Genomic DNA, 22,343 nt, shown 5'->3' with positions numbered 1-22,343 from the left:
TGGCCGTACCCGGCGGGAGCGTTCCGCCGCGCGGCGGCGGGTGCGAGGATCGGGCCCGACGGATCTTGAAACCGCCTCGGGAAAGGGACCGCGCATGGCAGCCTCCCCGGACTTCGACACCTCCGCCGCGCACCCGGCCCGGGTGTACGACTACTGGCTCGGCGGGACGGACAACTTCCCGGCCGACCGGGAGCTCGGGGACGCGATGATCCGGGCGATCCCGAGCCTTCCGACGATGGCGCGGGCGAACCGGTCGTTCATGGAGCGGGTGACGCGGCACCTGGTGGAGGAGGGCGTCACGCAGTTCCTCGACATCGGCAGCGGCATCCCGACGTCGCCGAACCTGCACGAGATCGCGCAGGGGATCGACCCGTCCGTCCGCGTCGTCTACGTCGACAACGACCCGCTGGTGGCGGAGCAGGCGCGGGCGATGCTCGCGGACGTGCCCGGCGTCGGCTACGTCCACGGCGACCTGACCGAGCCGGAGTCGATCCTCGCCGACCCGCTGCTCGCCGGGACGCTCGACCTGTCCCGGCCGGTCGCGCTGATGGTCGTCGGGCTGCTCATGTACTTCCCGGCCGAGCTGGCGCCGGAGCGCTGGGTGGCGACGCTGCTCGACGCGCTTCCGGCCGGGAGCACGCTGGCGATCTCGCACCCGACCGCCGACTTCGACCCGGAGGCGGTCGCCGTCGCCAACGCGGCGGCGAACGCGGCGGGCATCCCGCTCGTCTCCCGGACGCGGGACGAGTTCGCCGCCCTGTTCGGCGCGGCGACGCTCCTCGACCCGGGCGCGGTGCCGCTGGCGGCGTGGCGTCCCGACACGCCTCCGGCCGACCCGCGCGAGGTGTACTACTACGCGGGGCTGGCGCGCAAGGAGTGACGCCTCCCGGGTGACGTCGCCGGAGGTAGATTCGGGGGATGAACGTTCGGCCGACCCTCGACGACGTCCGGCGCGCCCCGAAGGTGCTGCTGCACGACCATCTCGACGGCGGGGTGCGGCCCGCGACCGTCGTCGACCTGGCCCGCGAGTCCGGCTACGGCGACCTGCCGACCACGGACGCCGACGGCCTGCGCGCGTGGTTCGAGGACTCGTCCAACTCGGGGTCGCTGGAACGCTACCTGGAGACGTTCGGCCACACGGTCGGGGTGATGCAGTCCGCCGAGGCGCTGACGCGGGTGGCGTACGAATGCGGCGAGGACCTCGCCAAGGACGGGATCGTCTACGCCGAGGTGCGGTACGCGCCCGAGCAGCACCTGCGGGCGGGGCTGACGCTGGAGCAGGTCGTCGAGGCCGTCCTCGACGGTTTCGCCCGCGCCCGCCGCGACTTCGGCATCCGCGTCGGGACGCTCGTCACCGCGATGCGGCACCTGAGCCGGGGGCAGAGTCCGAGTTCGATGGAGATCGCGGAGCTGGCCGTCCGGTACCGGGACGCGGGCGTCGTCGGCTTCGACATCGCGGGCGCCGAGGCCGGATACCCGCCCACCCGGCACCTCGACGCGTTCGAGTACCTCCAGCGCGAGAACGCGCACTTCACCATCCACGCGGGCGAGGGGTTCGGGCTGCCGTCGATCTGGCAGGCGATCCAGTGGTGCGGCGCCGACCGGCTCGGGCACGGCGTCCGGATCATCGACGACATCGACGTCACGGGCGGCGAGGCGAGGCTCGGGCGGCTCGCCGACTACGTCCGGGACAAGCGGATCCCGCTGGAGATGTGCCCGACGTCCAACATCCAGACGGGCGCGGCGAAGTCGATCGCGGAGCACCCGATCGGGCTGCTGCGGCGGCTGAGCTTCCGCGTCACCGTGAACACCGACAACCGGCTGATGAGCGGGACGTCCCTGTCCCAGGAGTTCGCGAAGCTGACCGACGCGTTCGGCTACGGCTGGGACGACCTCCAGTGGTTCACCGTCAACGCGATGAAGTCGGCGTTCGCGCCCTTCAACGAGCGCCTCGAACTCATCAACGGGGTGATAAAGCCCGGTTTCGCCCAGCTCAAGTGGAGCGGCGGCAGTCCCCTGGCATGATCGTGCCATGACCATTCGTTCCACCGGCGGGCGCGTCGCGGCGTACGCGTGGCTGGTGTTCGCCGCGTTCAACCTCGTCGACGTCCTGTTCGGCGTCACCGGCGACGCCAAGCTCTCCGCGAACACGTTCGGCCTCGTCGCCGTGCTGCTGCTCGGCTGCGGCGTCGCGTACGCGGTCGGGCTGCGTCCGGCGATCATCGGGGACGACGACGGGATCGCGCTCCGCAACCCGCTGCGGGACGTCCGCGTGCCGTGGGCGGCGGTCCGCGGGATCGAGGGCGGCCACGTGCTGACCGTGACCTTCACCGGCGCCGACGGCACGGAGACCGTGTCCCGCGCCTGGGTGCACCAGACGTCGCCGCGCGCCCAGGCGAAGGCGGACGCGCGGGCCCGCAGGGAGCAGACCGGCGGCCAGGCCCACGGCGCCGACCTGCGCGGACGGACGCCGACCCGCTACGCGGCGCAGCAGCTAGAGGAGATGCGCGACCGGCTGCGGCCGAAGACCCGGTCGGGCGTGCCCGACAAGGCGGCGGCCGCCGAGGCCGAGGCCGGGGACGCCCACGGCACGGTCACCTGGTCGATCCCGGCGCTGGCGTCGCTGGTCGTCCCGGCGGTGGCGCTGATCGTCATCGTGGTCGTGTCGAGCGTCAGCTGAGGGCGGCGGAGACGTCGGCGCGGAGCGCGTCCAGGTCGGCGGCCGCCCGCGCGCGTGCCGCCGCGACGTCGTCCCCGGCGGGGCCGACGACCTCCAGGTAGCACTTCAGCTTCGGCTCCGTCCCGGACGGCCTGATCACGACCCGCGCGCCCCCGGCCAGGCGGAACCTGAGCCCGTCCGTGGGCGGCAGGCCGTCCGAGCCTCGGGAGAGGTCGTCGAGCGACTCGACGGCGCGTCCGCCCAGCCGGGACGGGGGAGCCTCGCGCAGCCGCGCCATCGCCGCCGCGATCACCGACGGGTCGTCGGCGCGGACCGACACCTGCGCCGTGGCGTGCAGCCCGTACCGGCGGGCCTGGTCGTCCAGGAGGTCGGGCAGGGTGCGGCCGGCGCGGCGGGCCTCGGCGGCGAGCGCGGCGACCGCGAGCGCCGCGCCGATCCCGTCCTTGTCGTTGACGAGGACGCCCCGGTCGTCGCCCACGCTGTACCCGAGCGCCTCCTCGTACCCGAACACGAGCCGGTCGGGTTCTCTCCCGGCGCGCATGATCCATTTGAAGCCGGTCAGCGACTCGGCGAACCGGACGCCGTGCCCGGCCGCGATCGCGCGCAGCAGCGAGGACGACACGATCGTCGTCACGATCAGGCGGTCGTCGCCGGTCGTGTGCCGCAGGACGTGCTCGGCGAGCAGGCCGCCGACCTCGTCGCCGGTCAGCGTCCGCCAGCCGCCGTCCGCGTCCGGGACGGCGACGGCGCAGCGGTCGGCGTCCGGGTCGTTGGCGATCACCAGGTCCGCGCCGCGCTCGCGGGCCAGCGCGAGCGCGAGGTCGAGCGCGCCGGGCTCCTCCGGGTTCGGGAACGCGACGGTCGGGAAGTCGGGATCGGGCTCGGCCTGCTCCGGCACGACGACCGGGGCCCGGAACCCGGCCCGGCCGAACGCGGCGAGCAGGACGTCCCGTCCGACCCCGTGCATCGGCGTGTAGACGATCGACAGGCCGCCGCCGCCGGTGAAGCCGAGCCGCAGGGACGACACGGCGTCCAGGTAGAGGTCCGCGGTGCCGTGGACGGGCCAGCCGTCGCCGAGGGGCAGCTCGTCGACGCGCCCGACGGCGTCGATGGCGGCGGAGATCTCCGCGTCCGTCGGCGGGACGATCTGCGCCCCGTCCGCCCAGTACACCTTGTAGCCGTTGTCGCGGGGCGGGTTGTGGCTGGCGGTGACCATCACGCCCGCGACGACGTCGGCGAAGTGCCGGGTGAAGTGCGCGAGGGCGGGCGTCGGCACCGGCTCCGCGAACACCTCGGGACGCAGCCCGGCGCCGCTGAGCACGGCCGCCGTGTCGTCGGCGAACCGGCGGGAGCCGTGCCGCGCGTCGAACCCGACGATCACCCGGCCGCCGGGCGGCAGGCAGGCGGCGAGGCCCGCCGCCGCGCGCATGACCGTCACCCGGTTCATCCGGTTCGGCCCGGCGCCCAGCTCGCCGCGCAGCCCGGCCGTGCCGAACTCCAGCCGCGCGCCGAACCGGTCGGCGAGCGCGCCGTCGTCGTCCGCGTCCAGGACGGCCCGCAGCTCGGCGCGGGTGTCCGGGTCGGGGTCCTGCGCGAGCCACTCGCCGGCCCGCGCCCGCAGGTCGCTCACAGCTTCCCGAGGACGGTCGCGAGGAGGGCGCCCATCCGCCCGGCGGACGCGCGGCCCGCCGCGAGGACCTCCTCGTGGTCGAGCGGCTCGCCCGCGAGGCCCGCCGCGATGTTGGTGACCAGGGAGACGCCGAGGACGTCCGCGCCGCCGCGCCGCGCCGCGATCGTCTCCAGCACGGTCGACATGCCGACCATGTCCGCACCGAGCGTGCGCAGCATCCGGATCTCGGCGGGCGTCTCGTAGGACGGGCCGCGCAGCGCCGCGTACACGCCCTCCGACAGCGTCGGGTCGACCTCCTTGGCGAGCGCGCGGAGCCGTCCCGAGTACGCCTCGGTCAGGTCGAGGAACGACGCCCCGGACAGCGGGTTCGCGCCGGACAGGTTCAGGTGGTCGGCGATCAGCACCGGGTCGCCGACCTGCTGGTGCTCGGGACGCAGCCCGCCCGCCGCGTTCGTCAGCACCACCGTCCTGACCCCGGCGGCCAGCGCCGTCCGGACGGGGTGCGCGACCGCGTCCACGCCGCGCCCCTCGTACAGGTGCGTCCGGCCGAGGAAGACCAGGGCGCGGCGGCCGGAGACCTCCAGCACCCGGACCCGCCCGGCGTGCCCCTCGACGGCGGGCGGCGCGAACCCGGGCAGCTCGGCGAAGGCCAGCTCGGCGGCCGGGGACCCGAGCGCGTCCGCGGCCGGGACCCAGCCGGAGCCCATCACGAGGGCGACGTCGAAGGAGTCGACGGACGTGCGGCCGCGCAGCTCGTCCGCCGCCTCCCGCGCCAGTGCGAAAGCGTCTTTGCTCACAGACCCGACATTACTCATCTGGGGGGCGACCCCCAGACCCCCGGGCCGCGACTGACGAACACCTCGCTCCGCTCCGGCGCTCGTCAGTCGCCCAGTGACTTGCAGGGACGCGTGCGCAGGCCCTTCACGTAGTCGTCGGGGGCGCCCGCCTTCTCGGCGGCGTCGGCGAGGATGCCGAGGTAGCGCGCGGACGGCAGCCCGCCCTCGTAGTCGTCCAGGACGTACATCCAGCACAGGACGTCGCCGTCCAGCGTCTGCACCCGGACCCTGACCTTGTGGTAGACGCCGAGCGCGGCCCCCTCCCAGCCGTCGAGCTCCTTCTCGTCCCAGGCCGGGACGTCGTAGTAGACGACGAAGACCTGCTCGGAGTCGTCCTCGGCGACGGTCGCGAGCGCGCCGTCCCAGCTCTTGTCCTGCCCCCCGAAGGTCAGCCGCCACCCGGCCAGCCAGCCGGTGCCGCGCATGGGCGAGTGCGGAGCCCGGATCGCCATCTGGTCGGGGTCCATGTTGGAGGCGTACGCCGCGTACAGTGCCACGCCGCCCAAGGCTACTGCCCAGATCGGAGGGGCGCGGGGGCCGCCGGACTTTTCACCGCCCCCTGTAGGAAAGAATGGAGGACGTGACCCGAATCGTGATCATCGGAGGAGGCCCGGGCGGCTACGAGGCCGCGCTCGTCGCGGCGCAGCTCGGCGCCGACGTGACCGTCGTGGAACAGGACGGTCCGGGCGGCGCGTGCGTGCTCACCGACTGCGTCCCCTCCAAGACGCTCATCGCCACCTCGACCCGGATCTCGGTCATGTCGGAGTCCGCGGGCCTCGGACTGAGGTTCAACGGCGGCCCGGACGGCATCGTCGGCGCCCTCGAAGCCGACATGGCGACGGTCAACAAGCGCGTGAAGGACCTCGCCCGCGCCCAGTCGTTCGACGTCGCCGAACGCCTCTCCTACGAGGACGTGAAGATCGTCCGCGGCGCGGCGCGGCTGGTCGAGCCGCACGTCGTGGAGGTCGGCGGGCGGCGCGTCGACGCCGACATCGTGCTCGTCGCGACCGGCGCGACGCCGCGCGTGCTGCCCGGCGCGGAGCCGGACGGCGAGCGCATCCTGAACTGGCGCCAGCTCTACGACCTGCCCGAGCTGCCCGAGGAGCTGATCGTCGTCGGCTCCGGCGTGACCGGCGCCGAGTTCGCCGGGGCGTACCTGTCGCTCGGGTCGCGGGTGACGCTGGTGTCCTCGCGCGACCGGATCCTCCCGACCGAGGACGCCGACGCCGCCGCCGTCCTCCAGGAGGTGTTCCTGCGGCGCGGGATGAACGTCATGTCGCGGTCGCGGGCCGCGGCGGTCGAGCGGTCCGGCAACGGCGTGATCGTCACGCTGGAGGACGGCACGAAGATCGAGGGCACGCACTGCCTGATGACGGTCGGGATGGTCCCGAACACCTCGGGGATCGGCCTGGAGGAGGCGGGCGTCCGGCTCGACTCGCGCGGGTTCATCGAGGTCGACAAGGTTTCGCGGACGTCCGTCCCGCACATCTACGCCTCCGGCGACTGCACGGGCGTGCTGATGCTGGCGTCCGTCGCGGGGATGCAGGGGCGCATCGCGATGTGGCACGCGCTGGGCGAGGCGGTACAGCCGCTCAAGCTCGGCTGGGTCGCGTCCAACATCTTCACCGACCCCGAGGTGGCGTCGGTCGGCGTGACGCAGCACATGGTCGACTCCGGCGACGTCAACGCCCGGACGGTCATGCTCCCGCTGTTCACCAACGCCCGCGCCAAGATGCAGGGCTTCGAGGACGGCTTCGTCAAGGTGTTCTGCCGTCCGTCCACGGGGATCGTGCTCGGCGGCGTGATCGTGGCGCCGCGGGCCAGCGAGTTGATCCTCGGGCTGTCGATGGCCGTCCAGCAGCACCTCACCGTCGACCAGGTGGCGCACACGTTCGCGGTGTACCCGTCGCTGTCGGGGAGCGTCACCGAGGCGTCCCGGCGGCTGATGGCCGAGCACGCCTACTAAGAGTGCTGAGAGGCGTGCCCGGCCTTCGCTAGAAGTAGCGCAGGGCGACGTAGGCCCAGGCCATCACGGTGCTGAACACCGTGACGACGATCCCGTACCGGGTGAACTGCCAGAAGCTGATCGGATGCCCCGTCTTCGCGGCGATGCCGATCGCGACCACGTTGGCGCTCGCGGCGACGGCCGTCCCGTTGCCGCCGAAGTCGGCGCCGAGCGCGAACGACCACCACAGCGCCTCCGCCGTCGTCGGGTCGGGCGCGTTCGCCGCCATTCCCTCCACGATCGGCGCCATCGTCGCCGCGTAGGGGATGTTGTCGAAGAACGCCCCGAGGACGGCCGAGCCGAACAGCAGCGCCGTCGCCGCCGCGAAGTGGTCGTCGCCGACCGAGTCCGCCGCCCACGTGCCGATCTTCTCGATGACGCCCGTGTGGCCCAGCGCGGCCACCATCACGAACAGGCCCATGAAGAACACCAGGACGGACCACTCGACCTCCTCCAGGACGTCGGAGACCTCCACCCGCGAGACGAGCAGCATCACGCCCGCCCCGACCAGCGCCACGATCGACGGATCGAAGTGCAGCACCGAGTGCAGCATGAACCCGAGCACGACCAGCGCCAGGACGACGAGGCAGCGGACGAGCAGCGCCGGGTCGGTGATCGCCTTGCGCTCGTCCAGCGACATGACCTCGGCCGCGTACCGCTCGTCGTACCTGAACGACTTGCGGAACAGCACCCGCGCCAGCAGCACGAACGCCACGAAGATGATCACCACGATGGGCGTCATGTGGACGAGGAAGTCGTTGAACGTCAGCCCCGCCCGGCTGCCGATGATGATGTTCGGCGGGTCCCCGATCAGCGTCGCGGCGCCGCCGATGTTGGACGCCAGCACCTCCGCGATCAGGTACGGCGCGGCGGGCACCCGCAGCCGGTTGCAGACCACGACCGTCACCGGCGCGACCAGCATGATCGTGGTGACGTTGTCCAGGAACGGGGACGCCACGGCGGTGATGAGCATCAGCATCACCAGCAGCCGGTACGGCCTGCCCTTGGACCGCTTCGCCGCCCAGATCGCCAGGTAGTCGAACAGCCCGGTGCCTTTGATCACCCCGACGATGATCATCATGCCGAACAGCAGGAAGATGACGTTCCAGTCGATCCCGTCGTGCTCGGAGAAGAACACGTCCGCGCCGGGGGTGAGCCCGAGGACGGTCAGCACCCCGGCGGCGATCAGGACGACCTTGACCTTGTCGACCTTCTCGGTCGCGATGAAGAAGAACGCGACGACGAAGACCGCGAGTGCCGCCGTGGCGCTCACCGCGCGCCCCCGCCCGGGAGGGTCAGTCGTCGGGCCTGGTCAGCGCCAGCGCCGACAGCAGCCGGTCGAGCGTGATCGCGCCCGCGAGGAGCCCGGCGTCGTCCACCACGGCGACGAGCGGGCTGCGCTGCCGTGCCATCAGCGTGGCGAGCTCCAGCAGCGTCGCGGACGCCTTGACGACCACCGGGCGGGCCGTGGGCGTTGCCAGGCAGTCGCCGACCGTCCGGTCGCGTATCTCGTGCCAGAACACGTCCGCGTGGGCCTCGTCCACCGTGCGGGTCAGCGCCGGGTCCTCCTGGTAGGCGACCGGCACCGCGAGGCGCAGCACCTGCGTCCCCGGCAGCACGACGCGGGGCCGCTGCGCGTCGTCGACCACGATCAGGCCGGGCAGTCGGCCGAGCGCCATCACCTGGATCGCGTGCGCGATCGAGTCGCCGAGCGTCACGGTCGGCACCTGTACGGCGATGTCCCGCGCCTGCATGCGAGTGTCCTTCCGGCTCCCGGAGAGCCTTGTCCTTCGAGCTGATAGGTCCCTCCTCCTGGCGCCGGGGGCCGTTCCGTCGCAGGACGGCCGCCGTCGCGCCGCGGGCGGGGGACGGTGTGCGCCGCCAGAGAGTCGACCCATGCGTCCGCCCCTTCCGCTTCCGCTTTCCGCGCCCTTGCCGCACCCGGTTCCGCGTCGTTCCGCGCACGCCTTTCGCGTCCGCGCCATCCAGTCTTCGCGGCGCCGGTCCGGGCCGATATCGGGGCGAGCCCCCATATCGGCGGGGCGGAACCATGTATCCGCAGGTGGAGGAGGCCGCCCGCGGACACCCGAGCCTACGATGGTGGACGAGACCGGAGGTGACGGGTGCACACTCGCGAGTCCGCGACCCGGATTCTGCTGGCCGACGACCATGCCCTGGTGCGGCGGGGGCTGCGCCTGATCCTGGACGCCGAGCCCGACCTGACCGTCGTCGCCGAGGCCGCCGACGGGGCCGAGGCGCTCGACGCGCTCGCGGCGGGCGGCGTCGACCTCGCGATCCTCGACATCGCGATGCCGCGGATGACCGGGCTGCAGGCCGCGCGGGAGATCGGCCGCCGGTTCCCGGACGTCCGGACGCTGATCCTGTCCATGTACGACAACGAGCAGTACCTGTTCGAGGCGCTGAAGGCGGGCGCGTCCGGGTACGTGCTGAAGTCCGTCGCCGACCGGGACCTGCTGGAGGCCGTCCGGTCCGCGATGCGCGGCGAGCCGTTCCTGTACCCGGCGGCGGTCACCGCGCTGATCCGCGAGTACCTGGCCCGCGACCGGGACGGCGACGCGCCCGGCGGCGTCCTCACCCCGCGCGAGGAGGAGATCATCAAGCTGATCGCGGAGGGGTACTCGTCCAAGCGGATCGCGGAGACGCTCACGATCAGCGTGAAGACCGTGGAGCGGCACCGCGCGAACATCCTCGGCAAGCTCGGCATGCGCGACCGGCTGGAGCTGACCAAGTACGCCATCCGCGTCGGCCTCGTCGAGCCCTAAGCGGGGCGGCGCGGCGGGACGTTTCGGGCTGGGACGCCTCGCGGCGGGACGACCAGTTTGACCTCGGTGCCGCCGCGGTCGGCGGGCCCTATGGTGAGCCGCGCGCCGATCAGCATCGCCCGCTCCCGCATCCCGTGGATCCCGGTGCCGACCCTGGTGGGCGGGCCCTCGCCGTCGTCCGCGACGCGCAGGACGACCTGCCCGTCGTCGTCCTGCGTGAGCGACAGCTCGGCGTTGCGGGCGCCGGAGTGCCGCCACACGTTGGTCAGGCCCTCCTGCGCTATGCGGTAGATCACCAGCTCGGCGTCCTTGCCGATCCCGGCGAGGCCCTGCTGGATGCGGCGGGTCACCCGCGGGCCGCCGCCGGGCTCCGAGAAGTCCCCGGCGAGGGCGGTGAGCGCGCTGGTCAGGCCCAGGTCGTCGAGGACGCCCGGCCGCAGCCGCCGCGCCACCCGGCGCACCTCGTCCAGGCTCGATCGGACCGTCTCCTGGACGTCGCGCAACTCGTCCGCCACCTCGTCCGGCGCGCGGTTCACCACCGACTTCAGCTCCAGCAGCACGACCGTGAGGCTCTGCCCGATCTCGTCGTGCAGCTCCTGGGCGATGCGGCGGCGCTCGGCCTCCTGCGCGTCCAGGACGACGGCGGTGCTCGTGCTGCGGTCCGCCTCCAGCCGGTCGAGCATCGCGTTGAACTGGTCGACCAGGTGGAACAGGTCGCCGTTGCGCCCGGACTCCAGCCGGTCTCCGGAGCGCAGCGAGTCGAGCCGCGCCATCAGCGCGGTCAGCCCGGCCAGCGGCGCGAGGCTGGCGCGCAGCAGCACCGCGTTCGCCGCCATCATCACGACCAGCCCGATCACCAGCACGGGCAGCTCGCGGAGCAGCACGAGCGAGGACACGGTGACGGGCGCCACCGCCAGCGCGGCCGTGCCCGCCGTGAAGATCAGCCCGTTGATGCCGAGGATGCGCCAGTACAGCGCGGACGCCGGTGTCCTGCTCATGCGCCCAGCCCGCCCACGCCCAGCCCGCTCACGCCCAGCCCGCTCACGCCCAGCCCGCTCACGCCCAGCCCGCTCACGCCCAGCCTGCTCATGTGCCCAGGTCATCGCATGTGGGCGGGTGTTGTCCATGCGTGACACCCGGCGCGGGACTGCATGGCGGGGCCCCGGCGGGATGGGGGTCCGGCCCGATGGCGGAACCGCGTCCCGTCGCCGACGGTGAGGATAGGCGCAGTTCAGGAGGTGGGGCAGTGGACGTTCTCACCGCGCTCGGGGCGCGTGAGGGCCTCCCGGGCCTTCCCATGGCGGTGCTCGTCCTGGCCGGGCTGGTGGCGGGCGCCGTCGCGGTGTCGGGGCTGCGGCGGGTGGCGCCGTCCGAGCGGCTGGTCGTCCGCCGGTTCGGCCGGACGCGCGGCGTCCGCGGCCCCGGCCTGCGGTACCTGCTGCCGCTCGCCGAGAGCGGCGTCCGCGTGCCGATGGGACCGCGCCCGCACCACCTCTGGTTCAAGGCCACGACCGGGGACGGCGTCCCGGTGCGAGTGCGAGCGCTCGCCCTGGTGGGGACGTCCGATCCGGTCCGGTACGCCGAGGCCGCCGCCGTCTTGGGGGGCGGCGGGGCCTCGGGCGCGCAGGGCGCCGTGGAGGGCGCGCTGCGCGCGGTGGTCGCGGACCGGGACCTGGCGGACCTGGCGTCCCTCCTGGCGGATGGGGACGACGCCGAGCTGGTCCGGCGCGTCGACGAGGCCGTCCGGCCGTGGGGAGCGACGGCGAGCCTCGTGAGCGTCACCGACGCGACGGTCCCGGTCCGCGAGGCCCGCCCGCGCTGCCGCTGCGGGACGGGCTCCCGCGCTGGGCCCGGGACGGGCTCCCGGGCGCGTCAGAAGCCGCCGAAGTCGCCGCCGCCGCCGAAGTCGCCGCTGCCGAAGTCCCAGCCGCCGCCGATGTCGCCGCCGTCGCCGCCGAAGCCGCCCATGCCGTCGCCGCCGAATCCGTCGCCGTAGCCGCCGCCCCAGCCGCCGCCCATCATCGAGCCGAGCGCGGTGCCGATCAGCAGGCCGCCGAGCAGGTCGAACCCGCCGTAGCCGTAGTAGTAGCCGCCCGCGTAGGGCGCGTAGGCGGGGCCCGCGTCCCAGTACGGCCGCCGGATGCCGCCGGACGGCACCATCCGGATGTCGGGGTCGAACCCGTGCAGGACGGCGTCCGCGTCCGCCGCGCACGCCGGGACCGAGCGGGGCACCCCGCCGGGCGGCGCCCACGTCACGTCCTGCACCGACGGCCCGTGCTGCGGGTTGAAGAAGCACGGCGCGCGGCGCTCGGGGACGGGATCCCCGGCGAGCCGGGCGCGGGTCGCGGTCATGTAGTAGCGGCCGTCCTCCAGCGCGGACGTGACGTCCTGCATGTCCTCGGGGCGGGCGGCGCGGTCGGTCTCCCGCTTGGCCTTGTCGTAGGAGTCCATGGCGTGCTCGTAGTCGGCGCGGATCTCGGGGTCGAGCCCGGCGTCCATGACGTTGAGGTCGAGGCGGGCGATGTCCTCGCCGAGGAGGGTGACGTCCTCCTGCACGCCCGCCTTGAGGTCGGCCATCTGCTGGGCCTCGCGCTCCCGGCGCCGCTTCCGGACGACGAGGAACGCGCCGAGCGCCCCCGCCACCACCAGGACCAGCACGCCGAGCGTCACGAACCCGCCGATCATGCCGGACCGGCTGCTGTCGTCGACCTTCTTCTCCGCCAGCCCGCCGAACTGGATCAGCCGCTCCTTCAGCGGCGCGCCGTTCGTGCGCGTGACGAGCTGGTTGATCTCCTTGCTGTCGAGCTTCTTGGAGATCCCGCCCATCCGGCTGCCGTCGGCGGTGATCGCGATGTACGTCTGGCCCTTGCCGACGCGGTTCGCGACCGCCTGGAGCATCGGCCCGACCTCGGCGCGCGTCACGTTGTTCCCGACGACGACGGCGCGGATGTCGGCGTCCGAGTCGCCGGCGAGGGACGTCTTGATCTGGTTCTGGTCGGCCGGGGACAGCACGTTCCCCGCCTCGCTCGTCACGTACAGCCGCGAGTCGATCAGCCCCTTGGCGATCTGCCCCACGTTGTCGGCGGCGGCCCGCTGCTGCGCGATCTTCACGACATGCGTCCGGCCCGCGGGCGCGGCGGCCCGCTCCGAAATGGTCTGCGCGGAGGCCGGCTGCGCCACGGCGCCCTGCGCCGGGGCGGTGAAGGCGAACGCCGGCACGGCCACGGCGGCGGCGAGCAGCGGGACGGCGCCCCGGCGCACCGTCCGCCTGCCCCGGTCCATGGCCCGGTCATCGGTCCTCATGCACCCAGTCTGCCCACGTGGACGGGTGGATACGTCGTCCGGAGGAGGGATTCGGGGTCGTCCTCGATGGGGGCCGTCCCCCATCCGGACCCGCCGGACGGAGGACGCCCCGCCCGGCTAGCTGTCCTTGATCTCGCAGATGGCCGCGCCCGCGGAGACGGTCTGGCCGACGTCGGCGGACAGGCCGGTGATCGTCCCGGCCTTGTGCGCGGTGAGCGGCTGCTCCATCTTCATCGCCTCCAGGACGACGATGGTGTCCCCGGCCGCGACGGTCGCGCCGTCCGCCGCGACGATCTTGACGATGGTGCCCTGCATGGGGCTGACCAGCGCGTCGCCCGACGCCTGCGCGCCGCCGCCCGTGCGGGAGCCGCGCCGCCGTCCGGGCGCCGCCTTCGCCGGGGCGGCCGCCGCGCCGAGCCCGGCCGGGAGGACGACCTCGATGCGCCGTCCGCCCACCTCGACCGTGACGCGCTCCCGCTCGCCCTCGGCCTCGCCGCTTTCGGCGGGGGTCTCGTGCGGCGGGATCTGGTTGTCGAACTCGGTCTCGATCCACCGGGTGTGGACGGTGAACGGCGTCGTGTCGTCGTCCGGGACGAACGCGGGGTCGTCCAGGACGGCCCGGTGGAACGGCAGCACGGTCGGCATGCCGTCGATCGTGAACTCGGCCAGCGCGCGGCGCGCCCGCTCGACCGCCTGCCGCCGGGTCGCGCCGGTCACGATCAGCTTGGCGATCAGCGAGTCGAACGCCTGCGGGACGGTCTGCCCCGCCACATACCCCGAGTCGAGCCGGACGCCGGGCCCGGTCGGTGGGTCCCACGAGGTCAGCGTGCCGACGGCGGGGAGGAAACCGCGTCCCGCGTCCTCGGCGTTGAGCCGGAACTCGATCGAATGCCCGCGCAGCACCGGGTCGCCGTAACCGAGTTCCTCGCCGTCGGCGACGCGGAACATCTCCCGGACCAGGTCGACGCCCGCGACCTCCTCGGTCACCGGGTGCTCGACCTGCAGACGGGTGTTGACCTCAAGGAAGGAGATGGTGCCGTCCTGCCCGACGAGGAACTCGCACGTCCCCGCCCCGACATAACCGGCCTCTTTGAGAATCGCCTTGGAGGACGTGTAAAGAAGCTCCACCTGCTGCTCGGAGAGGAACGGCGCCGGGGCCTCCTCGACGAGCTTCTGGTGCCGCCGCTGCAACGAGCAGTCGCGGGTGGACACGACGACCACGTTCCCGTGCTTGTCCGCCAGGCACTGGGTCTCGACGTGCCGCGGCTTGTCGAGGTACCGCTCCACGAAGCACTCGCCGCGCCCGAACGCGCCGACCGCCTCCCGGACGGCCGACTCGTACAGCTCGGGGACCTCCTCCAGCGTCCGCGCCACCTTCAGGCCGCGCCCGCCGCCGCCGAAGGCCGCCTTGATCGCGATCGGCAGGCCGTGCTCCTCGGCGAACGCGACGACCTCGTCCGCGCCCGACACCGGGTCCTTCGTCCCGGCGACGAGCGGCGCGCCGACCTTCTGCGCGATGTGCCGGGCCTGGACCTTGTCGCCCAGCGCGGTGATCGCCGCGGGCGGCGGACCGATCCACGTCAGGCCCGCGTTCTGCACGGCGGCGGCGAAGTCGGCGTTCTCGGCCAGGAACCCGTACCCCGGGTGGACGGCGTCCGCGCCCGCCTCGGCGGCGATCTTCAGCAGCTTGTCGATGTTCAGGTACGTCTCCGCGGCGGTCTGCCCGCCGAGCGCGAACGCCTCGTCGGCGACCCGCACGTGCAGCGCGTCCAGATCGGGCTCCGCGTACACCGCGACACTGCCCAACCCCGCGTCCCGGCAGGCACGGGCTATACGGACCGCTATCTCACCACGATTGGCGATCAGGACCTTGCGCACGTTGGGTCTCCTCCCTCAACCTGGCAGGCAGTCTAGATAATCGCTTCTTCTCGGTTTCGTAAGGGCCTCCTCATGTGGCCCCGCGCGGGGACGGCGCCCGTGCGGAGGGGCCCGCCGGGTGTATCTTCGGCTCGGATCTGCTCGCCCCTCGTCCGCGCGGGAGAGGCCGATGCTTCGCCGGTGGCCCCTGACCGGCCTGACCGCCGTCCTGGCGCTCTGCCTCGTGGCGCCGTCCTCCGGCGTCCGGCGGGGGAGTCCCGTCGTGGACGCCGACGTCACGCGGCAGCTCACGATCGCGGCGTCCGCGCTGGTCGACCGCAGGTCTCAGGCGCTCGTCCAGAACCACGGCCGCGACCGGCGGGACGCGCCGTCCGAGGTGTACGGGGTGCGGATCGCGCCGGGGCTCGCCGAGTCGCAGGAGCAGGCCGTCCGGGAACTGGAGAACCGCAACCGCGCGCCGGTCGAGGGCGGCCCCGCCTACACCGGCGCCCGCACCAGCCTGGAGGACGGACGCGCCGTCCGCACCGGCAACCGCATCACGCTCGACGCGGTCGAGCACACCGAGGTCCGCTACAGCAGCGGCCGGGTGACCCAGTCGGTGCGGCGCCGGTTCGACTTCCAGACGAGCGGCGACCAGATCATCCTGGTCGGCGAGCGCGTCCTCGACCCGGGCGCGCATCCGGTGAACGACCCGGGCGACCCCGAGCGCTGAGCCCATTCGTACGTGAAAAGTGCTCCGCATATCCCTTTGACGATGGGCCGTTATGGTCGTCACAACGGATGTCGTGCGGCCCCTCTGGCCACATCCGGACACCCCGTAATGGTGCCCCACGCCCGTTTCGGACAACACGGTGCGTGGTGGCGCTGGCTCTATGTGAACGATGGGGCGTAAGCTGTCGCCATTCTTTCCGCACCACTCGAAACGTTCCAGCGACGGGACGCGACACCGTCGAAACGAGCAGTGACGAAAGGGCCGGAGCGATGGGCGACAAGCGCGGCGCCAACCTGGGCGAGCTCGAAGAGCTGTCCCGCATCTTCAGCAAGCACTCCCGCAACCTCGACGCCCTGATCAAAGACCTCAACGGCCGGACGGTGAGCAGCAGCGCGTCCTGGTGGGGCCCCGGCGCCGACCGCTTCCGCAGCGCGTGGGCCGAGGCGAAGACCGCCTTCGACAAGATGGCGGTGGCCCTCGAGGAGGGCGGCCAGGACATCCGCAAGTCCCGCCAGAACATCGAGGCCGCCACCCGCTGACCCCCCTGAGCCGCGGGTCCCGGCCCATCCCCCCGAGGCCGGGACCCGCTAACTCTCCCCACCGCGAGCCGAGCCCCCGACCCACCGGTCGAGGGCTCGCTCCGCGTCCGGCCCCCCGGTGTGGACCGGTCCGTCACATGATCAGCGAAGGGGCCCCCTTGGCGGGACGCCGGGGCGGGTTGGCGGCCAGGAGGGCCGTCGCGGCGGGGGTGAGATGGTGGATGACCTTCTTGCCGTCGCGGATCGACTGGATGAGGCCGCAGTCGCGGAGGGCGGTCGCGCTCATCGAGGCGGCCGGGACCGACACGTTGAGGCGCTGGGCGAGCTGCGAGGTGGACGCGGGAGACTTCGCGAGCTCACGTAGGGAGCGGGCCCGGCCCGCACCGATCAGAGACGACAGGGTGTCCCGAAGCGCCGAGGCGGGCCGCACCGGGCCGGGAGCGATCGAGTAGATGAGGATCGGCACCCGCCCCGGCGACAGGATCGGGTGGAGACTGGCCTGCCCGAACGCGCAGGGCATCGCCACCAGCCCGCCGCTTCCGTCGAAGCCCAGGGTGTCGGGGCCTGGAATGACCAGTTGCCCGTCCTTCCAGGCCATTCCGTCGCAGAGGCCGGCGAGCGCGGCCGCCGGGCCTTCGGCCAGGAGGGTGGCGGCGCGCCCGCCGAGGTCGGCGTGCAGCTCCCGCGAGATCTGCGCCCAGTCGTCGGCCAGGCACGCGTCATAGAGCTTGCGCAGCGGGTCCACGATGCCGATGAGCTCGGGAAACGCCGCTTCCAGCGCCTGGAGTTCGGCGTCGAAACTGGGCTCCAGGTATCCATGGCCCGCCAACGGCGGCGCCAGAAAGGCCGGCGACGCCAACGGGTCGGCATTGATGCGCGCGACGAGCTCGTACGCGGCCGAAGGAACATTGCGCCGCGCCGTATGCCACCAGGCGCGACGCAGTGAAGAGCCACGGCTGCACGCCGAATCGTGGACGCCGTGCACGAGATGGCCCAGTGGTGAGAGAGCGAACCTGGTCTGGGCCAGGTCCACGGCAGGATAACTGATTGTCGTCACATCACGCCCCCGGAGATGCATTCGAACGTTTTCCAGCGTAGAAGGCGTGCCGCGAGTGTGATCAACTTCTGGCCGGATCAGGTCATGCGAACGGGTCGGCGACGGGCCCGCAGATGATCGTTTAACTCACGGACTTAAACGATCGCACCTGTGTTCGGACGCTGCGCATGATGGCGAAGCGCATCGGGCCGAAAGAATTGAGAGCGAGGATTCTTCACGAATTCGCCGCCCGGATCGCCGCCGGAAGTCTCCCATCTCAATCGCCGATACGCATCACCCGGCCGAGGTATGCGCCGCCTACCGCCGACTTGAGGCGGCACGCTGCGCCGCCCTCATGCGACGGCCGTCGAAACCCAGTGAAACCCCGCGGTAAAGGAGCCGAACATGCATCTCAGCTTGCCCGCATCGCGGAAGGCGGCGGCTTGCCTGGCCGCCTGCGCGACCGCCGCGCTCACCCTCGCAGCAGCTCCCGCCCACGCAGCCCCCGCCGCCCGGGTCGCTCCCGCGCACGGCGGGTCCGACGCGACCACCCAGCGGCTCGCCCGCCTCATCGGCACGATGTCCCGGGCGCACGCCGGCCAGGCGGAGATCGACGCCGCCGTAAAGGCCCAGCTCGGCGGCGTCCGCGCCGACCGCGGAGGCCGGACGGCCCCGTCCGCGCGGGCCGCCTACACGACGATCCACGGCAACACCGTCAACAACCCGACCATCTACAAGATCGGCAGCGACTGGTACGCCTCCGTCGGCTGGCGGTGGATCAACAACATGTCCGACGTCGCCGACGGTACCCACTGGGACAGCGTCGCGCTGAGCTTCGACCAGCAGATCCGCCGCCTCGGATTCGCCGACTGCCACTGGGGCGACGCGTTCCCCACCGACTGCTCGATCGACAACCTCCTTCCCACCGCGAACGGGGGAATGGGCATGGTGTTCAAGAACCGCGTGTCGGGCACCGACGGCTCCGGAAAGTACGGGACGGGCGTCGTCCGGTTCCGTAGTACCGAAGGCTGCAAGACCTACACCGCCGACGGCGCCTTTGCGCACGCCTCCCTTAAGTCCGGCATCGATAGCTGGACCGTCGGCCCCGGGTTCCTCCAGGCCAACTTCTCCGGCGATAACAGCGGCTGGACCAATGCCGCAGGAACCGCCACGGCGCAGGTCTGCTGAACCCATCCCTCACGAGACAAGGCCAACTCACCATGAATTCTCTGTTCTCACGCTCACGAACCCGCAAGGTCGCGCGGACCACGTGCACGCTGGCGACGGCCGTGGCGGCGCTCGCCATCACCTCCACCATCCCCGCCTCCGCGTCGCCGACGCCGGGCGGCACCGCGCTGCGCGCCAATCATGTCGTCGGTGTCGACGCCCGTGACGCCGAGCTGACCGGGAAGATTCACGTCAAATACTCCAACGGAACCACGCGGACCGAGTCATCGTCGATGCTGTCCTACTTCCGGGACGCGCTCGCCGCCACCGGAACCGGGCGGGTGCTGCAAGGCCACAAATTCCAGCAGACGATGCGCACGGTTTATGTCACGTCTCTCGATACCAAGGACGCCGCGCGTACCGGCACGATCCGGGTCACCTACAGCAATGGCGCCAAGGAGACCGCGCCGACCAAGACGTTGAGCTACTACCGCAAGGCGCTCGCGCTCTCCAAGGCGAAGCGAACGGGTGCTCACACCTTCTCCGAAGAGAACATGTCGTGCGGCACCGCCTGGATCCTCGTCGGGGAGTACTACAACAACAACACCGAGCCGGTCGTCATGTACACCGGCTGGGAATCCAACACCACGGCGTTCAGCATGGCCTGGCACGCAATAATCTACGGGCCGGACTACACCTACCTGTACGACGCCGCGCCGCTCGTCTTCACCAAGTCGTGGTCCGGATCGCACCACAGCCATAAGGCATACCCGCACGGAAAGTGGGGCGCGACCCTCTTTCACGGGAATGCCGGCGGCGGCTCACACGTCAACCTGACCAACGGCGCGTCCTGCTGGCCGGGCAGCGACCTGACCGATATCGAATATCTCTAACCCCCACTGGGGTCACAGCCTGGCTCGGCCCCGCGCCAAAGCGCGGCGGCCGAGCCAGGCACCCATCCCCACTGGCAGAACAAACCGAATACGCCGGTTAGGACGCGAGCACAGCGGGGTTTCCCTCGCTCCAGACGCTGGTGATCGTGCGGTGCGTGAATCGCCAGCCGTCCGGGGTGCGGCGCAGCCGGTCGACGTAGCGACCGGCGCCAAGGAACTTCTCGCCATCGGGCAGGCCGTGGCGGACATGCTGGGCTTGGTAGTAGCACGTGTGCTCGGCCTCGTCACCGTGCACTGCGGCGACGTGGTTGCCGTTCAGGTGATGGGTGGCGTCGAGGCGCTCCAAGCCGGTGCTGATCCTGGCGACGATCGCGTCAGGCCCGAAGACCTTCTCTCCCGAACCGCTGTACTCCCAGCAAGCGTCGTCGGTGAACAGCGTGCCCAGCCTCTCCCAGTCCCTCGTGTCCAGGGCTGTCGCGTACGCGATGACGGCGTCCAGGATCGCGATGCGGTCTGCCAGTTCCCCAAGCATCGAGCTGCCTTCCGGTTCGGTGCACGATTTGATACGGGGTACATGATTGGTGACCATCGAGGTCGGCGGAAGAAGGCACCTTTATGTCCCAGCGTCACATCGATGTGTCAGTCCTGGCCAGCGAGGCGTGCCCGGTCTCGGAGGTCCTGGATCACGTCTCCGGGAAGTGGAGCATCGGCATCCTGGTGGCCGCTGCGCAGGGTCCGGTTCGGTTCACGGAGCTGGAACGTTCGATCACGGGGATCAGCAGGCGCATGCTCACGCTCAAGCTGCGCAAGCTGGAGCGGGACGGCTTGCTCGTACGCACCGTCCATCCGGTGGTCCCGCCCAAGGTCGAGTACACCCTGACGGAAATGGCCCAAGAGCTCCACAAGTCGCTGCTGGAGCTCACCGACTGGGCCAAACGACACGGCAGCGCCGTCGCCGCCGCCCAGGCCGCCTACGACCGCGACCACAACAACTGACGACACTCCGCAACCCGGCGTGATCCCAGACCGGAATCCTGTCTCGCCCGACACGTCGCGGCGACTCTGCCTGTGCTCGCCGATCGGAGGCGCCGCCGCGTTCGGGCGGAGAAAAATGGGTGGTGGTGGGGCGCGGGGATGTCTACCGTCGGAGGTTCGCCTACGTGAGGACATCGCGCGCATGACGCCGCCTGCTCTTTAGACCTGACTCTTCTTCGCGCATTGATTGCCGACGTGTGACGTCGGCTCTGTTTTCTGTGCTCTCGTCAGGTCTTCAGAGAGATCATGTCTTCACATCGTCATATCGTGCTGCCCTGGGTGGTGCGGCGGACGCGGCTGCCCCTGCTCGTTCTGCGGTGCGTGGCCTGCCCTTCCGAGCGCGCCAGCACCGGCAGCGGCAGGTTCCGCGTCAACGCCAACGGCAAGCTGCTTCACGTCTGGCTGCTGGTCATCTGCGGCGGCTGTGAACGGACCAGCAAGGTCAACGTGTACGAGCGGGTGCCGGTGCGCTCGCTGCCCGCTGACCTGCTGGCCGGGTACACGGCCAACTCGCCGGAGCTCGTCGTGGACGCCCTGTTCGATCCGTTGATCGCTCGGCGCAACCGGTTCGAGCTGGACTGGGACGGGTGCTGGGAGCTTCTCGCCGCGCCCGTTCCCGATGATCCGTGGCCCATCCAGATCGAGGTCACCTTCGAGGATCCCGTGCCGGTCCGTCCCGACTGGCTCATCGCCCACGAGCTGGGCCTCAGCCGGAAGGAGGTCGCCCAGAGAGTCAAGATCGATATCCCGCTCAAGCGCAAGACGAAGGCGGACTTCTCCTTCGTGCTGGTGTGAGAGACGAGCCCTCGACCGCTTCGTCGCAGTCGAGGGCTCGCCCGTCAGGGCAGGTCGTGGGCGTTGCCCTTTACTTCGCGTGTGAAGACCGTCCAGGCCGCGGGGGAGATGGTGAGCTTCGACCCGTTGGGGTCCTTGGAGTCGCGGACGCCGATCATTGCGGTCAGGTTCGCCACCTCGACGCATTCGCCTCCCTGGTGACCGCTGCGAGTGCTCTTGCGCCACCGGATGTTTGAGGTGCTCATAGCTGCTCCATCGCGTCTCGGATCATGGCCAGCGACTCCCTGGAGGGGAGCGTGTGGCACTGGATCAGATCCCACGTTACGGCTTGGAGCGCGACCCTGTCGGGCTGCCTCAGCAGCATTCCCTCCCCGGACGATTCGGTGTAGGCGACTTCCGGCGCGTCCTCGAAGCCCAGGACGATGAAACTCCCGGTGAGTCCGGCGTGGTATCCGGCCGTGTAGGGAACGATCTGCAACTCCATTCTCGGGTGCTGCGCGGCCTCCAGTAGGTAGTCGAGCTGTTCACGCATTACCTCCGCGCCGCCCACGTTTCGGTGGATGACACTCTCGTCCAGGACGAGGAATGTGTGCGGCGGGTCGTCCCTGTCGAATATCGACTTTCGCTCCATGCGCTCGGTGACGAGCCGGGCCGCGTCCGAGCCCATGATCGCGCTGATGATGGTGCGGGCGTAGGCGTCCGTCTGGAAGAGGCCGCTGACCAGGTTGGTGCTGAAGATGCGGATGCGGTCGGCCCGCTTCTCGTAGCCGACGTACTCGGTGAAGCCGGGTGGGACGACGGTCTGGATCTCGATTTCCATGGCCAGCTCCCACATGCGGTGGAAGAGGCCGTCCGTCTTGAAGAAGGTGTCGAGGTCGTGGGCGCTCTGCTCGGACGCCTTGCGGCCGTTCTCCAGGGTGCTGACCCATTGCGGGGTGCAGCCGAGCGCGTCCGCGAGTTCTTTGCCGGTGAGCCCCGCCGCCTTGCGCTTTCGGCGGAGTTCGTCGCCGAAGAAGTCGCGGGCTCGATTCTCGCTCATGAGAGCCTCCGG

At 71.4% G+C, this 22,343-nt stretch carries 23 protein-coding genes and 1 pseudogene; 12 read left to right on the top strand and 12 right to left on the bottom strand.

Annotated elements, in window-relative coordinates; genetic code table 11:
* The first annotated feature begins 94 nt into the window (after positions 1–94).
* Genes FXF65_RS34710 through FXF65_RS34700 form a run of 3 tightly spaced genes read left to right on the top strand, consistent with a single transcriptional unit; the run spans position 95 to position 2,680 of the window.
* Positions 95–880 (top strand): SAM-dependent methyltransferase, encoded by a 786-nt coding sequence (locus tag FXF65_RS34710; protein ID WP_148354302.1) that lies wholly within the window; start codon positions 95–97, stop codon positions 878–880.
* Positions 881–918: 38 nt separating this feature from the next.
* Positions 919–2,025, top strand: a complete 1,107-nt coding sequence (locus tag FXF65_RS34705; RefSeq protein ID WP_148354301.1) for an adenosine deaminase — start codon at positions 919–921, stop codon at positions 2,023–2,025.
* Between the two features lie 7 nt (positions 2,026–2,032).
* Positions 2,033–2,680 carry a PH domain-containing protein gene (locus FXF65_RS34700; RefSeq protein WP_148354300.1) on the top strand — a complete coding sequence of 216 codons (648 nt, stop codon included), beginning with the start codon at positions 2,033–2,035 and terminating at the stop codon, positions 2,678–2,680.
* Here FXF65_RS34700 and FXF65_RS34695 read toward each other — a convergent pair.
* From FXF65_RS34695 to FXF65_RS34685, 3 genes are all read right to left on the bottom strand, one after another.
* Positions 2,673–4,310, bottom strand: coding sequence for a phospho-sugar mutase (locus FXF65_RS34695; RefSeq protein ID WP_148354299.1), 1,638 nt, complete (start codon positions 4,308–4,310; stop codon positions 2,673–2,675). The genes FXF65_RS34700 and FXF65_RS34695 overlap by 8 nt on opposite strands.
* On the bottom strand, positions 4,307–5,107 hold the full coding sequence (locus FXF65_RS34690) for a purine-nucleoside phosphorylase (protein WP_222868886.1): 801 nt from the start codon (positions 5,105–5,107) through the stop codon (positions 4,307–4,309). Before FXF65_RS34690 ends, FXF65_RS34695 begins: the two co-directional genes overlap by 4 nt.
* Before the next feature lie 83 nt (positions 5,108–5,190).
* Positions 5,191–5,643 (bottom strand): gamma-glutamylcyclotransferase family protein, encoded by a 453-nt coding sequence (locus FXF65_RS34685; RefSeq protein WP_148354297.1) that lies wholly within the window; start codon positions 5,641–5,643, stop codon positions 5,191–5,193.
* 83 nt (positions 5,644–5,726) lie between these two features.
* On the opposite strand from FXF65_RS34685, the gene FXF65_RS34680 reads away from it, so the two are divergent.
* On the top strand, positions 5,727–7,112 hold the full coding sequence (locus tag FXF65_RS34680) for an NAD(P)H-quinone dehydrogenase (RefSeq protein WP_148354296.1): 1,386 nt from the start codon (positions 5,727–5,729) through the stop codon (positions 7,110–7,112).
* 28 nt (positions 7,113–7,140) lie between these two features.
* On the opposite strand, the gene FXF65_RS34675 is transcribed toward FXF65_RS34680, so the two are convergent.
* Both FXF65_RS34675 and FXF65_RS34670 read right to left on the bottom strand, forming a co-directional pair.
* Complete coding sequence (locus FXF65_RS34675; protein ID WP_148354295.1) at positions 7,141–8,424, bottom strand: ArsB/NhaD family transporter; 1,284 nt, start codon at positions 8,422–8,424, stop codon at positions 7,141–7,143.
* 22 nt (positions 8,425–8,446) lie between these two features.
* Positions 8,447–8,905: a CBS domain-containing protein gene (locus FXF65_RS34670; RefSeq protein ID WP_148354294.1), complete on the bottom strand. Its 459-nt coding sequence runs from the start codon at positions 8,903–8,905 to the stop codon at positions 8,447–8,449.
* Positions 8,906–9,274: 369 nt separating this feature from the next.
* Here FXF65_RS34670 and FXF65_RS34665 point away from each other — a divergent pair, with 369 nt between their 5' ends.
* Entirely contained in the window at positions 9,275–9,934 is a 660-nt protein-coding gene (locus FXF65_RS34665; protein WP_148354293.1) for a response regulator, read from the top strand.
* On the opposite strand, the gene FXF65_RS34660 is transcribed toward FXF65_RS34665, so the two are convergent.
* Positions 9,931–10,932, bottom strand: a complete 1,002-nt coding sequence (locus FXF65_RS34660) for a sensor histidine kinase (RefSeq protein ID WP_148354292.1) — start codon at positions 10,930–10,932, stop codon at positions 9,931–9,933. The two genes, FXF65_RS34665 and FXF65_RS34660, sit on opposite strands and share 4 nt — an antisense overlap.
* 188 nt (positions 10,933–11,120) lie before the next feature.
* On the opposite strand from FXF65_RS34660, the pseudogene FXF65_RS45580 reads away from it, so the two are divergent.
* Positions 11,121–11,720, top strand: a pseudogene (locus tag FXF65_RS45580) (SPFH domain-containing protein); the annotation flags it as partial.
* An 86-nt stretch (positions 11,721–11,806) separates the two neighbouring features.
* Here FXF65_RS45580 and FXF65_RS45575 read toward each other — a convergent pair.
* Together FXF65_RS45575 and FXF65_RS34645 are read right to left on the bottom strand one after the other, a co-directional pair.
* Positions 11,807–13,237, bottom strand: a complete 1,431-nt coding sequence (locus FXF65_RS45575) for a hypothetical protein (protein ID WP_246199306.1) — start codon at positions 13,235–13,237, stop codon at positions 11,807–11,809.
* A 117-nt stretch (positions 13,238–13,354) separates the two neighbouring features.
* On the bottom strand, positions 13,355–15,115 hold the full coding sequence (locus FXF65_RS34645) for an acetyl/propionyl/methylcrotonyl-CoA carboxylase subunit alpha (protein WP_148354290.1): 1,761 nt from the start codon (positions 15,113–15,115) through the stop codon (positions 13,355–13,357).
* Positions 15,116–15,284: 169 nt separating this feature from the next.
* On the opposite strand from FXF65_RS34645, the gene FXF65_RS34640 reads away from it, so the two are divergent.
* Together FXF65_RS34640 and FXF65_RS34635 are read left to right on the top strand one after the other, a co-directional pair.
* Complete coding sequence (locus tag FXF65_RS34640) at positions 15,285–15,827, top strand: hypothetical protein (RefSeq protein WP_148354289.1); 543 nt, start codon at positions 15,285–15,287, stop codon at positions 15,825–15,827.
* A 269-nt stretch (positions 15,828–16,096) separates the two neighbouring features.
* Positions 16,097–16,366 (top strand): WXG100 family type VII secretion target, encoded by a 270-nt coding sequence (locus FXF65_RS34635; protein ID WP_067888689.1) that lies wholly within the window; start codon positions 16,097–16,099, stop codon positions 16,364–16,366.
* Between the two features lie 133 nt (positions 16,367–16,499).
* Here the strand turns inward: FXF65_RS34635 and FXF65_RS34630 are convergent, their stop codons facing one another.
* Positions 16,500–17,399 carry a winged helix-turn-helix domain-containing protein gene (locus tag FXF65_RS34630; protein WP_187412660.1) on the bottom strand — a complete coding sequence of 300 codons (900 nt, stop codon included), beginning with the start codon at positions 17,397–17,399 and terminating at the stop codon, positions 16,500–16,502.
* Positions 17,400–17,807: 408 nt separating this feature from the next.
* Between FXF65_RS34630 and FXF65_RS34625 the strand changes: the two genes are divergently transcribed.
* On the top strand, positions 17,808–18,590 hold the full coding sequence (locus tag FXF65_RS34625; protein ID WP_148354287.1) for a hypothetical protein: 783 nt from the start codon (positions 17,808–17,810) through the stop codon (positions 18,588–18,590).
* Positions 18,591–18,622: 32 nt separating this feature from the next.
* A complete protein-coding gene (locus FXF65_RS34620) occupies positions 18,623–19,462 on the top strand; it encodes a hypothetical protein (protein WP_148354286.1) in 840 nt (279 codons plus the stop codon).
* Positions 19,463–19,559: 97 nt separating this feature from the next.
* Here the strand turns inward: FXF65_RS34620 and FXF65_RS34615 are convergent, their stop codons facing one another.
* Positions 19,560–19,994 carry a nuclear transport factor 2 family protein gene (locus tag FXF65_RS34615; protein ID WP_222868885.1) on the bottom strand — a complete coding sequence of 145 codons (435 nt, stop codon included), beginning with the start codon at positions 19,992–19,994 and terminating at the stop codon, positions 19,560–19,562.
* An 83-nt stretch (positions 19,995–20,077) separates the two neighbouring features.
* On the opposite strand from FXF65_RS34615, the gene FXF65_RS34610 reads away from it, so the two are divergent.
* Positions 20,078–20,458 (top strand): winged helix-turn-helix transcriptional regulator, encoded by a 381-nt coding sequence (locus FXF65_RS34610; RefSeq protein WP_148354284.1) that lies wholly within the window; start codon positions 20,078–20,080, stop codon positions 20,456–20,458.
* 306 nt (positions 20,459–20,764) lie between these two features.
* The gene (locus FXF65_RS34605; RefSeq protein WP_222868884.1) at positions 20,765–21,292 is read left to right on the top strand and encodes a DUF1062 domain-containing protein; all 528 of its coding nucleotides are present in this window, start codon (positions 20,765–20,767) and stop codon (positions 21,290–21,292) included.
* Between the two features lie 44 nt (positions 21,293–21,336).
* On the opposite strand, the gene FXF65_RS34600 is transcribed toward FXF65_RS34605, so the two are convergent.
* Both FXF65_RS34600 and FXF65_RS34595 read right to left on the bottom strand, forming a co-directional pair.
* Positions 21,337–21,537 carry a DUF397 domain-containing protein gene (locus FXF65_RS34600; protein WP_148354282.1) on the bottom strand — a complete coding sequence of 67 codons (201 nt, stop codon included), beginning with the start codon at positions 21,535–21,537 and terminating at the stop codon, positions 21,337–21,339.
* Positions 21,534–22,331, bottom strand: a complete 798-nt coding sequence (locus tag FXF65_RS34595) for a helix-turn-helix domain-containing protein (protein ID WP_148354281.1) — start codon at positions 22,329–22,331, stop codon at positions 21,534–21,536. The genes FXF65_RS34600 and FXF65_RS34595 overlap by 4 nt, the downstream gene beginning before the upstream one ends.
* Positions 22,332–22,343: the final 12 nt, after the last annotated feature.

The organism is Actinomadura syzygii (genome assembly GCF_008085905.1).
Lineage (GTDB): Bacteria > Actinomycetota > Actinomycetes > Streptosporangiales > Streptosporangiaceae > Spirillospora > Spirillospora syzygii.
The sequence above is the reverse complement of the archived record's forward strand: the minus strand, read 5'-3'. Positions and strand labels throughout refer to the sequence as shown.